Source organism: Clostridioides sp. ZZV14-6154, from assembly GCF_020657785.1.
Classification (GTDB): Bacteria; Bacillota; Clostridia; order Peptostreptococcales; family Peptostreptococcaceae; genus Clostridioides.
The window spans coordinates 54,406-69,486 of the sequence record NZ_JAGWCY010000010.1 but is presented as its reverse complement, the minus strand read 5'-3'; the positions used below and the strand labels follow the sequence as shown (position 1 = coordinate 69,486).

Genomic DNA, 15,081 nt, shown 5'->3' with positions numbered 1-15,081 from the left:
CTCAATTTTATAAGATATCTATATATCCTACCATCTATAATGAGCAAATGCTTTATTAGCTTCTGCCATTTTATGAGTATCTTCTTTTTTCTTAACTGAAGCTCCTGTGTTGTTAGCTGCGTCCATTATTTCTTTAGCTAATTTATCAACCATTCCTTTTTCTCCACGAGCTCTAGTATATTTTACTAACCATCTTAAACCTAATGTTTGTCTTCTTTCAGGTCTAACTTCGATTGGTACTTGGTAGTTTGCCCCACCAACTCTTCTTGCTTTTACTTCTAAAACAGGCATTATATTATCCATTGCCTTATTAAATACTTCTAAAGCATCTTCTCCTGTTTTTTCAGCAATAATTGTGAAAGCATCATAAACTATTGTTTGAGACTTTCCTTTTTTTCCGTCTACCATTAAATTATTTATCAATTTAGTAACTACCTTACTCCCATACATAGGATCTGGTAAAACTTCTCTCTTTGGAACATTACCTTTTCTTGGCATTTCGCTTCCCTCCTTAATTATTTAACTTAAATCATAGGTACTCGACATAAATCATTTAATGCCGTGATGCCATAAATATCTATATATTTAAAGCACCGAACTATAATCAATCATTAATTGTTTTTATTTTTTAGCGTCCTTAGGTTTCTTAGCACCATACTTAGATCTTGATTGTCTTCTCTTATCAACACCTGCTGTATCTAAAGTACCTCTTAGTATATGGTATCTAACCCCTGGAAGGTCTTTTACTCTTCCGCCTCTTATAAGAACAACACTATGCTCTTGTAAGTTATGTCCTTCTCCTGGTATATAAGCAGAAACTTCTATACCATTAGTTAATCTAACTCTGGCAACTTTTCTTAAAGCTGAGTTAGGTTTCTTAGGAGTAACTGTTTTTACTGAAGTACAAACCCCTCTTTTTTGTGGAGCACTAGCGTCAGTTACTTTCTTGTTTAAAGAGTTGTAACCTTTTTGTAATGCTGGAGCAGTAGATTTCTTTTCAACTGCTTTTCTACTTTTACGAACTAATTGGTTAATTGTTGGCATCATCTGCACCTCCTTCCAAATTTTCGATCTTATCAGTGACCGCCAACTACATCAATATGAATACTCATACTGACTGATTGTAACATTTGTTACTTACAATTTAATGTCTATAACACATGAATATGTGATATTAGCATTTTTCTAGCTTGATGCTTTTAGTTTTTGTTTATTGCCATTTAAAAGTCACTAAGAGCTCATATAAGCCCTTAGTGTACTTTTAAACAACACACTTTACTATTTTAACACCACAAATAATGGTTGTCAAGATTTCTTTACTCTATCTGCCATTAATCTTCAATTTTTTCAACAGCTATATTTCTATATTTCTTCATTCCTGTTCCTGCTGGTATTAGTTTACCTAATATAACATTCTCTTTAAGCCCTATTAGGTGATCTTCTTTACCTTTTATTGCAGCTTCTGTTAATACTCTTGTTGTTTCCTGGAATGAAGCTGCTGATAAGAATGAATCAGTTGCAAGAGATGCTTTAGTTATACCAAGTAATACTCTTTTAGCAACTGCTGGTCTTAAGTCTTTAGCTATAGCTTCTTCGTTACATCTATTAAATGTTAATACATCTTCATATCCACCTGGTAATAAATCTGTATCTCCTGGGTCTTCAACTTTAACTTTAGATAGCATTTGTCTTACTATAACTTCTATATGCTTATCGTTAACATCAACCCCTTGAAGTCTATAAACCCTTTGAACTTCTTTAACTATATATTCTTGAACACCTTTAACACCTTTTACTCTTACTATATCATGAGGATTTATAAATCCTTGTGTTAAAGGATCTCCAGCTTCTAATATCTGTCCTTGCTTAACTTTTAATCTAGAACCATATGGTATCACATATGTTTGAGTTTCGCCTTCTTCTGGTATTACATTTACTTCTTTTCTCTTTCCAGTTTCATCTATTTCAACTCTACCAGATACTTCAGTTATTACAGCTAAACCTTTTGGTTTTCTAGCTTCAAATAATTCTTCAACCCTTGGAAGACCTTGAGTTATATCGGCTCCTGCAACCCCTCCAGTATGGAATGTACGCATTGTAAGCTGAGTACCCGGCTCACCTATAGATTGAGCTGCTATTATACCAACTGCTTCACCTATATTAACTTCTTTTCCTGTAGCTAAGTTTCTACCATAGCACTTAGAACAAACTCCATGATTAGTTCTACAGTTAAGAACTGTTCTTATCCTAATTTTTTCAATTCCTAAAGCTACTATAGTTTCTGCTTCATCTTCTTGTATCATAGCATCAGCTTCAACTATAACTTCACCAGTTTCAGGATTTAATATAGGGTCTATAGTATATCTTCCTACAATTCTATCATATATCTCTTCTATAACTTCATTTCCTTCTTTTATAGCATAAATTTCTGTAGTATCTTCTGTTCCACAATCTACTTCTCTTACAATAACATCTTGACTTACATCAACAAGTCTTCTTGTTAAGTATCCAGATTCAGCTGTACGTATAGCTGTATCGGCAAGACCTTTTCTGGCACCATGTGAAGATGTAAAGTATTCAAGTACTGATAAACCTTCACGGAAATTAGATTTAACTGGTATCTCAACTGTTTTACCAGATGCATTGGCCATAAGACCACGCATACCTGCTAACTGTCTAATTTGATTTTTAGAACCTCTGGCTCCTGAATGTGCCATTATATATATATTGTTTAATCTATCTAGTCCACCCATAAGAGCATCAGTAACCTTATCAGTTGTTTCTGTCCATGTCTCTATAACTTTTTCATATCTTTCTTCATTAGATATTAAACCTCTTCTGTATGCTTTTTCATATTTATCAACTTTTGCTTCTGCCTCAGCTATAAATACTTTCTTTTCTTCTGGAACACTCATATCAGCAACAGCAACTGTTATACCACCTAATGTAGAGTATTTAAATCCTAGAGATTTTATATAATCTAGTAATTCAGCTGTTTCTGTATTTCCATGTTTTCTAAAGCACTTATCTATTATTTTACCTAGAGATTTTTTATCTGCTAAGAAGTCAACTTCAAGAGCAAATGGGTTTTCATTTCTATCTACAAATCCTAAATCTTGAGGTATACTTTCATTAAATATAAATCTACCAACTGTACTTTCAACTAATGAGCTTCTTCCATCTTCAAGAGTTACTTTTAGTTTTACTAAGGCATGTAGATGAACTGATTTATTGTAATAAGCAAGTAATAGTTCATTAAAATCTTTAAATACCATTCCTGTTCCTTTAGCATCATCTTGTGCTTCTATTGTTAGATAATAACAACCTAAAACCATATCCTGAGATGGAGTAGTTATCGGAGAACCATCTTTAGGAGCAAGAATGTTGTTTACAGAAAGCATTAAAAATCTTGCTTCTGCTTGTGCTTCTACTGATAAAGGTACATGAACCGCCATTTGGTCACCATCGAAGTCTGCATTGTAAGCTGTACATACAAGAGGATGTAGCTTTATAGCTTTACCTTCAACCAAAATTGGTTCAAATGCTTGTATACCTAATCTATGTAGAGTCGGCGCACGGTTAAGAAGAACTGGATGGCTTTTTATAACATCTTCTAAAACATCCCAAACTTCTGGCTTAACTTTTTCTACTATAGATTTTGCACTTTTTATATTATGTGCATATCCTTCTTTAACTAGTTTATCCATAACAAATGGCTTGAATAGTTCTAGTGCCATTTTCTTTGGAAGACCACATTGATAGAATTTAAGTTCTGGTCCAACAACTATAACAGAACGTCCTGAGTAGTCAACACGCTTACCAAGTAAGTTTTGACGGAAACGACCTTGTTTACCCTTTAACATATCTGATAAAGACTTAAGTGGTCTATTTCCAGGCCCTGTTACAGGTCTACCTCTTCTACCATTATCTATTAATGCGTCAACTGCTTCTTGAAGCATTCTTTTTTCATTTCTTACAATTATATCTGGAGCTCCAAGCTCTAGTAATCTCTTAAGTCTATTATTTCTGTTTATAACTCTTCTATATAAATCATTTAAGTCTGAAGTTGCAAATCTTCCACCATCAAGTTGTACCATTGGTCTTAAATCTGGTGGTATTACTGGTATTGCATCTAAAATCATCCATTCTGGTTTATTCCCAGATTTTTTAAATGCTTCTACAACTTCTAATCTTCTTATTGTTCTAACTTTCTTTTGTCCTGTACTGTCTTTTAATTCCGATCTTAGGTCTTTGCTTTGTTGCTCTAAATCTATGTTTTGTAACAATATCTTTACAGCTTCAGCACCCATACCTACAGTAAAAGTATATCCGTATTTTTCAAGAGCAGTTCTATACTCTTTTTCTGTCAATAACTGCTTCTCATTCAATCCAGTTTCTCCTGGATCAACTACTACATATGAAGCAAAGTATAGTATTTTTTCTAATGATCTTGGTGACATATCAAGTAAAAGTCCCATTCTACTTGGTATACCTTTAAAGTACCAGATGTGAGACATAGGAGCTGCTAGCTCTATATGTCCCATTCTTTCTCTTCTTACTTTTGATTTAGTTACTTCTACTCCACATCTATCACAAACTACACCTTTGTATCTAACTCTTCTATATTTACCACAATGACACTCCCAGTCTTTTTGTGGTCCAAATATTCTTTCACAGAAAAGACCATCTTTTTCTGGTTTTAAAGTACGGTAATTTATAGTTTCTGGCTTTTTAACTTCTCCTCTAGACCATTGTCTTATTTTTTCTGGAGAAGCCAATGCTATTTTTATCGACTCGAAATTGTTTAATTCAAACAAGGAGTTCTCTCCCTTCTATTTGAGATTTACATTAATTAAATTTACACATCAAAGTCATCACCAACAAAGTCTATTTCTTCTTCAAATAAATCTTCTTCAGCAAATTCTTCTAAATTCTCTATATCCTCATCTTCTACGGTTTCCGTAAAATCATCTTCAATTTCTTCTATTATATTACTTTCTTCAACTTCTCCCATGTTATTTACAACATCTAGTTCAAATTCACCTATTGTGTCATCTTCATCTACAGATTCTCTTACTTCTATTTCTTGATCTTCATCTGTTAATACTTTTACATCTAAGCATAAACTTTGAAGTTCTTTTATAAGAACCTTAAATGATTCTGGGATTCCTGGCTCAGGTATGTTTTCACCTTTAACTATGGCTTCGTAAGTTCTAACACGACCTACAACATCATCAGACTTGACAGTAAGTATTTCTTGAAGTATATGAGCAGCTCCATATGCTTCTAGAGCCCAAACCTCCATCTCTCCAAATCTTTGTCCACCAAATTGTGCTTTACCACCTAGTGGCTGTTGAGTAACTAATGAGTATGGTCCAGTACTTCTTGCATGTAGTTTTTCATCAACTAAATGATGTAGTTTTAAGTAGTACATATATCCAACAGTTATTCTATTATCAAAAGTTTCACCTGTTCTACCATCATATAAAGTTAATTTACCATCTCTAGGATATCCAGCTTCTTCAAGAGCATCCATTATATCATACTCATTGGCACCATCAAATACTGATGTTGCAACATACCATCCTAAAGTCTTAGCAGCAAGTCCTAAATGAACCTCTAAAACCTGACCGATGTTCATACGTGATGGTATACCTTGTGGGTTAAGTATTATATCTAGTGGAGTTCCATTTTCCATGAATGGCATATCTTCTTCTGGTAATATTCTTGAGATAACCCCTTTATTACCATGACGACCAGCCATTTTATCTCCAACTTTTATTTTTCTCTTTTTAGCTATATAACATCTTACTAATTCATTTACTCCTGGAGATAAATCATCTCCATTTTCTCTAGTAAATACTTTTACATCAACTATTATACCAGATTCACCATGAGGTACTTTAAGTGAAGTATCTCTGACTTCTCTAGCCTTTTCACCAAATATTGCACGAAGTAATCTTTCCTCAGCAGTAAGTTCAGTTTCTCCTTTTGGAGTTACTTTACCAACTAATATATCTCCTGAATCTACTTCTGCACCTATTCTTATTATACCTCTGTCATCTAAGTTCTTAATTGCACTATCTCCAACATTAGGTATATCTCTAGTTATTTCCTCTGGCCCTAGTTTTGTATCTCTAGCTTCACATTCATATTCTTCTATATGAATTGTTGATAATCTATCTTCTTTAACTAATCTTTCATTTATTAATATGGCATCTTCGTAGTTATAACCTTCCCACGTCATGAATGCTATAAGACAGTTTCTTCCAAGTGCTACTTCTCCTAAATCAGTTGCTGGACCGTCTGCTATAACATCTCCTTGCATTATTTGCTCACCTTTAGTTATTATAGGTGTTTGATTTATACAAGTACCTGAGTTTGAACGTTTAAATTTAAGTAGATTATATCTATCTCTGTTTCCATCTTCTCTTTTTATAATTATCTCATCTGCTGTTACTCTTTCTGCTATACCAGAATTTCTAGCAACAACAACTGCTCCAGAGTCTTTTGCAGCTCTATATTCTATACCAGTTCCTATAATTGGTGCTTCTCTTCTAACTAGAGGCACTGCCTGACGTTGCATGTTCGCTCCCATAAGGGCACGGTTGGCGTCATCATTTTCTAAGAAAGGTATCATAGCAGTGGCAACAGATACAACCTGCTTAGGAGATATATCCATATAGTCTACTCTGCTTTCAGGAACCATTTCAACAGCACCATTTACAGTTCTACAAACAACTCTATGGTTTACGAATTTACCATCGTCTGTTAATGGCTCATTTGCCTGAGCTCTTACGAATAAATCTTCTTCATCAGCAGTTAAATAATGTATCTCATCAGTAACTGTTGATGTTACTTTATCAAATTTTCTATATGGTGATTCTATAAATCCAAACTCATTTATTTTTGCATAAGTTCCAAGAGAGTTTATAAGACCGATATTTGGCCCTTCTGGAGTCTCTATCGGACACATTCTACCGTAGTGTGAATGGTGAACGTCACGCACTTCGAATCCAGCTCTTTCTCTTGAAAGACCTCCAGGTCCAAGAGCTGATAGTCTTCTCTTATGTGTTAACTCAGATAAAGGATTTGTTTGGTCCATGAACTGAGATAACTGAGAACTACCGAAGAATTCTTTTATTGCAGCTGAAACTGGTCTTATGTTAACTAACGCTTGAGGCGTTATAGCTTCCATATCTTGAACTGTCATTCTTTCTTTTATGACTCTTTCCATTCTTGAAAGACCAATTCTAACTTGGTTTTGTAATAATTCTCCTACAGATCTTATTCTTCTATTTCCTAAATGGTCTATATCATCAATATTTCCTATATTATAGAAGATATTGAATTCATAACTTATTGAAGCTATTATATCGTCTAATAATATATGTTTTGGTATAAGTTCTTTAATTCTTGATTTTATAGCTTCTTTTATTTCTTCTTCGTCACTATATCCATCTAAAATTTCTTTTAATGTTGGATAATGCACTTTTTCTTTTATGTTTAAATCATCTATGTCAAAATCAATATGAGACTTAATGTCTACAAAATTATTTCCTATAACTCTAACTTTCTTATCATCATCCATTAATAGATTTACTACATTTATACCTGCATTTTGTATATCTTTAGCTAACTCATAGCTTATTTTTTCTCCAGCTTTTACAAATACTTCTCCTGTTTCAGGATTTATTATGTCTTCTGCTGAAATTCTATTCATAATTCTATAGCATAAAGCAAGTTTTTTATTAAATTTGTATCTACCAACTTTTGCTAAATCATATCTCTTTGGATCAAAGAATAAAGCATTTAGTAAAGATGATGCACTTTCTACAGTAGGTGGTTCACCTGGTCTTAATTTTTTATATATCTCAACAAGACCTTCCTCTACTGTCTTAGTATTATCTTTTTCTAATGTAGCAGATAATCTTTCGTCTTCTCCTAAAAGGTCAATTATTTCTGCATCTGTCCCTATTCCTAAAGCTCTAAGTAAAACTGTAACTGGTTGTTTTCTTGTTCTATCAACTCTTACAGATATTACATCGTTAGAATCTGTTTCATATTCTAACCATGCTCCTCTATTAGGAATTACAGTAGATGAAATTAATCTCTTACCTGTTTTATCTCTCTCTTCCGCATAGTAAACACCAGGAGATCTAACTAATTGACTTACGATAACTCTTTCTGCCCCATTTATAACGAAAGTTCCTCTTTCTGTCATTAAAGGGAAGTCACCCATAAATACTTCTTGTTCTTTTATTTCGCCTGTTTCTTTATTTATAAGTCTTACCTTAACTTTTAGAGGTGCACAATATGTAGCATCTCTCTCTTTACACTCTTCTATATCGTACTTTGGTTTATCGTCTAAAGAGTAGTCAACAAATTCCAATATAAGATTACCAGTATAATCTTCTATTGGTGAAATATCATCAAACACTTCTTTTAAACCTTCTTTTAAAAACCACTCATAGGAATCTACTTGAATTTCTATAAGATTTGGCACATCAGCTATTTCCTTAATTTTAGAAAAGCTCATTCTAGTTCTTTTACCTATCGTGACAGGATGTGGCATTCACTTTTCACCTCTCAATAATTAAAAATAAAACAATAGTTCATTCTAACGCATCTAATAATTTTAGCATAATGTCAAGTATTTTTCAATATATTTTTTATCTTATATGTAAACTATGCATTATTTTTGATTTTTTGTAAATTATTTTAAGCATATATTATGTATTATGTACAATTCTTCAATATAAAATCCAATTTTTTCATTTATCGGTGTAATTTTCTATAAAAAGTTACATTCCATTACTATACCCATATTTAATTATAATTTCATAAATAAGTACTAGTAAATAATTGTATTTATATAAAATCTGTTAAATATACAAAATAAAGACCATAAATGAATTTAATCTGGAGTTTTAAATCTTAAACTATTTCCATCATAAATTATATCTACAGTCTTTATAAAAATAGAATTTCTACTATAATTAAGTTTTTTATTTTTACTATATATTAGTAATATAATTATCCTAATATATTATCTGCAAACTGTGGTGTAGGTAAACCAAAACCTCCAGCTACTTCAAGTAAGTCTCCTGTTATAAAGGATGAATCATCACTAGCATAGAATAAAACAGCCTTTGCTATGTCTTCTGGCTTCCCTATACGATTTAAAGGAACATGCTTTAGAAACTCCTTTATAAATTCTGGAGACATATTATCTAAGGCAGCTTTGGTTGCAATAAGACCTGGAAGTACAGCATTACATCTAACATTATCTTTTGCATATTGTGTTGCTATATTTTGAGTTAATGAGTTGATTGATGCTTTTGATACACAGTAAGCTATTCTAGATAGGTCAGGTAATACTGAACCTATACTAGATATATTTATTATACTTCCCTTACCATTCTTTATCATATGAGGAATAGCAGCTTTACATGGTAAATATACACTTTTTAAATTAGTATTTACTGTATCAAAGAAATTATCTGTATCTCCAGTTAAAAGGTCTTTATCAAGTGAAGGATTTGTCGAACCAAAATTATTTACAAGTATATCTATCTTGCCTTCTTTTTTAACTACATCTTCTATCATTGAAGTAAATGTTTCTTCTTCACGGGCATTAAAATAAACAAACCTAGCACAACCACCTTCTGCACTTATTCTATCTATAACTTCATTAGCCAATTCTTCTGAACGAGCTGCTAAATATACAACTGCTCCATTTTGTGCCAATATTTCAGCTGATGCTAATCCAATACCTTTAGTTGCTGCAGTAACCACTGCAACTTTCCCTTGTAATTTTTCCATTATTAACTCCTCCTTAAATGCCTTTCTTGAAATCTACATATTTCGATTTTTAGAAGTATTTAACTCATTTTAAATTTATATTTGTTAATTAATTATTTATTACATTTTATTTTTAAAGTACTTTTGTAAATTTTTAAAATAATATGTAGTTTTATATATTTTTCCTTTTATTATATCACCTTATATGTGCATATTACAATAATTGTTTATATTTTAATTTAACGTCTGTGTTTGACATAGTAAAAAACATATTCTTTAATAGTATTAAATTAAAATATCATTACACACTATATGATACCCTTAATTTAATACTATTATATAAATTTTTTTTATTTTATAGAAATATTTTATTTACAATTTTTTATAAATAAAAAAAGATACCCAAATGGGTACCTTTTTAAAGAAACTACTTAACTTCTACTTTAGCTCCAGCAGCTTCTAATTTTTCTTTTATTTGATCAGCTTCTTCTTTAGAAGCTCCTTCTTTAACTGTCTTAGGAGCATTGTCAACTACTTCTTTAGCTTCTTTTAATCCTAATCCTGTTATTTCTCTAACTGCTTTTATAACTCCAACTTTTGAAGAACCAACCTCAGCTAATACTACATCAAACTCAGTTTTTTCTTCAGCAGCTGGTCCACCAGCAGCTGCACCAGCTACCATTACTGGAGCTGAAGCTGAAACGCCGAATTTTTCTTCAGCAGCTTTAACTAATTCATTTAATTCTAAAACTTTCATATTTTCTATAGCTTCTAATATTTGTTCTATTGTCATTTTTAGCACCTCCGAATTTTCTTTTCAAATTAATATTTATAATTTTTTAGTTAAGCAATTAAGCTTCTTCTTGACCTTCTGCCTTTTTCGCTATTGCATCTATTAAGTATGCAAAGTTTGATATTGGAGCTTTTAAGCTACCAAGTAATTTAGCGATAAGAACTTCTCTTGATGGTATGTTAGCCATTTCAACAATCTTAGCTTCGTCATAGAATACACCTTCTACAACACCCATCTTTAATTTCATCTTTGGATGAGAATCCATGAATCCTTTTAATATTCTAGCTGGAGCAACTGGATCATCATACCCAAATGCTATAGCATTAGTACCAATTAATAATTCTTCATTGAATTGCTCTATACCAACTTCTTTAGCTGCTCTTCTAACTAAAGTATTTTTATATACTTTGTAATCTACACCAGCTTCTCTCATTTGTTTTCTTAACTCAGTTACTTCTTCAACTGTTAATCCTTTGTAATCTACAACAACCGCAGCAGAAGATTTTTGTAACTTTTCAACTATTTCAGAAACAACTTCTGATTTAATTTCTATAGCTTTTCTCATCTAGATGTGCACCTCCTTCACCAAATAGGCTTAGTATTTACCGCAACATTATAAAAAGCTTTTGTTGCCAAAAGTAGACATCAAAAGCTTTAGTAATCTCAATTTATCTAAAACCTCGGTGGGATATTAAGCTTTTGCACCCACTATCTACGGCAAATCTATTCTTTTTTACATTGACAAATGATATAATAACACTTTTGTCAACCTGTGTCAACAGTTTTATTATTCAGCTGTTCTTGCTGGGTTTATTTTAACTCCAGGTCCCATTGAAGAAGCTACAGTTATACTTCTTAAATATTGCCCTTTAGCAGCAGCTGGTTTAGCTTTTATTATAGCATCCATTAATGCAGCAAAGTTTTCAGATAATTTTTCTCCACCAAATGATACTTTTCCTACTGGAACGTGTATTATGTTAGTTTTGTCTAATCTGTATTCAACTTTACCAGCTTTTATTTCATCTATAGCTTTAGCTACATCAAATGTAACTGTTCCTGATTTAGGGTTTGGCATTAAACCTTTAGGTCCTAATACTCTACCTAATCTACCTACTACACCCATCATATCTGGAGTAGCAACTACTATATCAAAATCAAACCAGTTTTCACCTTGTATTTTTTGAACTAATTCTTCAGCTCCTACAAAATCAGCACCAGCTTGTTCAGCTTCTTTAGCTTTTTCACCTTTAGCAAAAACTAAAACTCTCTTAGTTTTACCAGTTCCGTGAGGTAATACAACTGCACCTCTTACTTGTTGATCAGCATGTCTTGAGTCAACACCTAATTTAATGTGTGCTTCTACTGTCTCGTCAAATTTAGCTCCAGCTATATCTGAAACTAATGTTAATGCTTCTGATGCATCATAGAATTTAGTTCTATCTACTTTTTGTAATGCACCTGCATATCTTTTACCTTTTTTAGCCATTTTATTTTCCTCCTTGTGGTTAATCTCGGCTTTTCGCCTCCCACTTTATAAAAAAAAGTGTATCTTTTAATTAATCTTCTACTACAACACCCATGCTTCTAGCAGTACCAGCTATCATACTCATAGCAGCTTCTACTGATGCAGCATTTAAGTCAGGCATTTTTAACTCAGCTATTTCTCTTACTTGAGCTGAAGTTATTTTAGCAACTTTCTTTTTGTTTGGTTCTCCAGAACCTGATTTTAAGTTTAATGCTTTTTTAATTAAAACTGCAGCTGGTGGAGTTTTTGTTATAAAACTGAATGATCTATCTTGATATACAGTTATAACAACTGGTATTATCATTCCAGCTTGATCTGCAGTTTTAGCATTAAATTCTTTTGTGAATCCCATTATATTAACACCATGTTGTCCTAATGCTGGTCCAACTGGTGGCGCTGGAGTAGCCTTTCCTGCAGGTATTTGTAATTTTATTTGACCTATAACTTTTTTAGCCATTTTGAGCGCACCTCCTCAGATTTTTCTATAATAATAGTATTAGATTTTTTCTATACCTTCAAGCTCTATTACAAATAGAGTCCTTTTACCAAATGCATTTATGCACACTTTAACTTCTCTGTTTTCTACGTCAATTTCTTCTATGTTTCCTACTTGTCCACTAAATGGTCCTTGAGATACCTTTACTGTATCCCCTATTTCAAAGTCAATATCACTATTTACTACTTTAGGGTCAGTTGTATCTATGCCCATAGCTTTAACTTCATCTTCACTTAATGGTACTGGTTTTGAACCAGGTCCAACGAAACCTGTAACTCCCTTAGTATTTCTTACTACATACCAAGATTCATCAGTTATTATCATTTTAACCAAAACATAACTTGGATAAACTTTACGTTGTCTAGTTTTCTCTTTTCCAGTTTTAGTAGTTTCCACTACTTCTTCTGTTGGAACAACTACTTGTCTTATGCAGTCTTCCATACTTCTTGTTTTAACTGCTTTTTCTATTGTAGCTTTAACTTTATTTTCATGTCCCGAATAAGTATGAACTACATACCAACTTGCTTCTTGTAATTCTGACATTTAACTTACCTCTTTTCGTCTATTTTAGTAATAACGCTAGTGCACCAGATAATATAGTGTCTATACCCCATACTAATATAGTGCATGAAATAACTACAGTTAAAACTATACCTGTGTTTTTAAACAATTCTTTTTTTGTCGGCCATGTAACTCTTTTCAATTCTTGTTTAGTTTCTTTTAAATAACCAAATAAACTGAATCTCTTTTTAGTTTTTGCACCGTCATTTGTTTGGGCAGCCATTCCATACTCACATCCTTATAAAACTATTTTGTTTCTTTATGAGTTGTATGCTTTTTACAGAATCTACAATATTTTTGTAATTCTATTCTGTCTGGATTGTTTTTCTTATTCTTAGTAGTGTTGTAGTTTCTTTGCTTACACTCTGTACATGCTAAAGTTACTTTAACTCTCATCTGATACACCTCCAACTTTGTAATACAATAATATATATTGTTAATATATGTGAATATAATATCTTTAAAATATGTATTTATTAAAAATCTACAGTATTCAAGATATTATTAACTTCCTATAATCATTACCTTGTATAAGTTATCACAAAATCCTATGCTGTGTCAATGTTTTTGTATTTCTATGTTAAAAAAAGAGGAGCATAACCCCTCTTTTTATTATTCTTTAATCCATCAGTTTAGTAAAAAGAATTACTCGATTATTGTAGCAACAACTCCTGAAGCTACTGTTCTTCCACCTTCTCTTATTGAGAATCTTAATCCTTCTTCTACAACTATTGAGTTTATTAAGTCTACTTCCATTGTTACGTTATCTCCAGGCATTACCATTTCTATTCCATCTGGTAACTTACAAGCTCCTGTTACATCTGTTGTTCTGAAATAGAATTGTGGTCTATATCCATCAAAGAATGGTGTATGTCTTCCACCTTCTTCTTTTTTAAGTACATATACTTCTGCAGTAAATTTTGTGTGTGCTTTTACTGATCCAGTTTTTGCTAGTACTTGTCCTCTTTCTATTTCGTTTCTTTGTACTCCTCTTAATAATGCTCCTATATTATCCCCTGCTTGTGCTTGGTCTAATAATTTTCTGAACATTTCTACTCCTGTTACTACTACTTTTCTTGGTGCTTCTGTTAATCCTACTAATTCTACTTCGTCTTGTACTTTTAATACTCCTCTTTCCACTCTTCCTGTTGCAACTGTTCCTCTTCCTGTGATTGAGAATACGTCTTCTACTGGCATTAAGAATGGTTTGTCAGTATCTCTTTCTGGTGCTGGTATATATTCATCTATTTGCTCAAATAATTCTACTATTTTATTTCCCCATTCGCTCTTTGGATCTTCTAATGCCATTAATGCTGATCCTCTTATTATTGGAGTATCATCTCCTGGGAAATCATATTCTGTTAATAAATCTCTTACTTCCATTTCTACTAGTTCTAATAACTCTTCGTCATCTACCATGTCACATTTGTTTAAGAATACTACTATATATGGTACACCAACTTGTCTTGATAATAGTATATGCTCTCTTGTTTGTGGCATTGGTCCATCTGTTGCTGAACAAACTAATATTGCTCCATCCATTTGAGCTGCTCCTGTTATCATGTTCTTAACGTAGTCAGCATGTCCTGGGCAGTCAACGTGTGCGTAGTGTCTGTTTGGAGTTTCATACTCAACGTGTGCTGTTGATATTGTGATTCCTCTTTCTCTTTCTTCTGGAGCTTTATCTATGTTTGCGAAATCTACTGCTTCTCCTAATTGGTATCTGTCATATAATGTTTTTGTTATTGCTGCTGTTAATGTAGTTTTACCGTGGTCAACGTGTCCTATTGTCCCTATATTAACATGAGGTTTTGTTCTTTCGTATTTAGCTTTAGCCATTTTGAATTTCCTCCCTTATCTTTCGATATAAATTAATTTTGCTCACAATAAGCTTATGGTAAG

Annotated in this window: 13 protein-coding genes and 1 other annotated feature; all 13 genes read right to left on the bottom strand. The window is 32.4% G+C overall.

Annotation, left to right across the window (positions count from 1 at the left end; genetic code table 11):
* Positions 1-27: 27 nt before the first annotated feature.
* Positions 28-498: a 30S ribosomal protein S7 gene (rpsG, locus tag KGF45_RS16275; protein ID WP_227830409.1), complete on the bottom strand. Its 471-nt coding sequence runs from the start codon at positions 496-498 to the stop codon at positions 28-30.
* Between the two features lie 123 nt (positions 499-621).
* On the bottom strand, positions 622-1,044 hold the full coding sequence (gene rpsL / locus KGF45_RS16270; protein ID WP_227437039.1) for a 30S ribosomal protein S12: 423 nt from the start codon (positions 1,042-1,044) through the stop codon (positions 622-624).
* Positions 1,045-1,331: 287 nt separating this feature from the next.
* Positions 1,332-4,817 carry a DNA-directed RNA polymerase subunit beta' gene (gene rpoC, locus KGF45_RS16265; RefSeq protein ID WP_227842894.1) on the bottom strand — a complete coding sequence of 1,162 codons (3,486 nt, stop codon included), beginning with the start codon at positions 4,815-4,817 and terminating at the stop codon, positions 1,332-1,334.
* A 41-nt stretch (positions 4,818-4,858) separates the two neighbouring features.
* The gene (locus KGF45_RS16260; RefSeq protein ID WP_227830407.1) at positions 4,859-8,575 is read right to left on the bottom strand and encodes a DNA-directed RNA polymerase subunit beta; all 3,717 of its coding nucleotides are present in this window, start codon (positions 8,573-8,575) and stop codon (positions 4,859-4,861) included.
* A 461-nt stretch (positions 8,576-9,036) separates the two neighbouring features.
* Entirely contained in the window at positions 9,037-9,825 is a 789-nt protein-coding gene (locus tag KGF45_RS16255) for an SDR family NAD(P)-dependent oxidoreductase (protein WP_227830406.1), read from the bottom strand.
* A 406-nt stretch (positions 9,826-10,231) separates the two neighbouring features.
* The gene (gene rplL, locus KGF45_RS16250) at positions 10,232-10,597 is read right to left on the bottom strand and encodes a 50S ribosomal protein L7/L12 (RefSeq protein WP_021382505.1); all 366 of its coding nucleotides are present in this window, start codon (positions 10,595-10,597) and stop codon (positions 10,232-10,234) included.
* Positions 10,598-10,655: 58 nt separating this feature from the next.
* Positions 10,656-11,162: a 50S ribosomal protein L10 gene (gene rplJ, locus KGF45_RS16245; RefSeq protein WP_227437047.1), complete on the bottom strand. Its 507-nt coding sequence runs from the start codon at positions 11,160-11,162 to the stop codon at positions 10,656-10,658.
* Between the two features lie 42 nt (positions 11,163-11,204).
* Positions 11,205-11,333 (bottom strand) — a sequence feature (ribosomal protein L10 leader region).
* 51 nt (positions 11,334-11,384) lie between these two features.
* The gene (gene rplA / locus KGF45_RS16240; RefSeq protein ID WP_227437049.1) at positions 11,385-12,083 is read right to left on the bottom strand and encodes a 50S ribosomal protein L1; all 699 of its coding nucleotides are present in this window, start codon (positions 12,081-12,083) and stop codon (positions 11,385-11,387) included.
* A gap of 70 nt (positions 12,084-12,153) precedes the next feature.
* Entirely contained in the window at positions 12,154-12,579 is a 426-nt protein-coding gene (gene rplK / locus KGF45_RS16235; protein ID WP_054268674.1) for a 50S ribosomal protein L11, read from the bottom strand.
* Positions 12,580-12,618: 39 nt separating this feature from the next.
* Positions 12,619-13,161, bottom strand: coding sequence for a transcription termination/antitermination protein NusG (nusG, locus tag KGF45_RS16230; RefSeq protein ID WP_227830405.1), 543 nt, complete (start codon positions 13,159-13,161; stop codon positions 12,619-12,621).
* 19 nt (positions 13,162-13,180) lie between these two features.
* Positions 13,181-13,402, bottom strand: coding sequence for a preprotein translocase subunit SecE (secE, locus tag KGF45_RS16225; RefSeq protein ID WP_227437053.1), 222 nt, complete (start codon positions 13,400-13,402; stop codon positions 13,181-13,183).
* Positions 13,403-13,425: 23 nt separating this feature from the next.
* Positions 13,426-13,575, bottom strand: coding sequence for a 50S ribosomal protein L33 (gene rpmG / locus KGF45_RS16220; protein WP_003421192.1), 150 nt, complete (start codon positions 13,573-13,575; stop codon positions 13,426-13,428).
* A 249-nt stretch (positions 13,576-13,824) separates the two neighbouring features.
* A complete protein-coding gene (gene tuf / locus KGF45_RS16215; protein ID WP_227842893.1) occupies positions 13,825-15,018 on the bottom strand; it encodes an elongation factor Tu in 1,194 nt (397 codons plus the stop codon).
* Between the last annotated feature and the right edge of the window lie 63 nt (positions 15,019-15,081).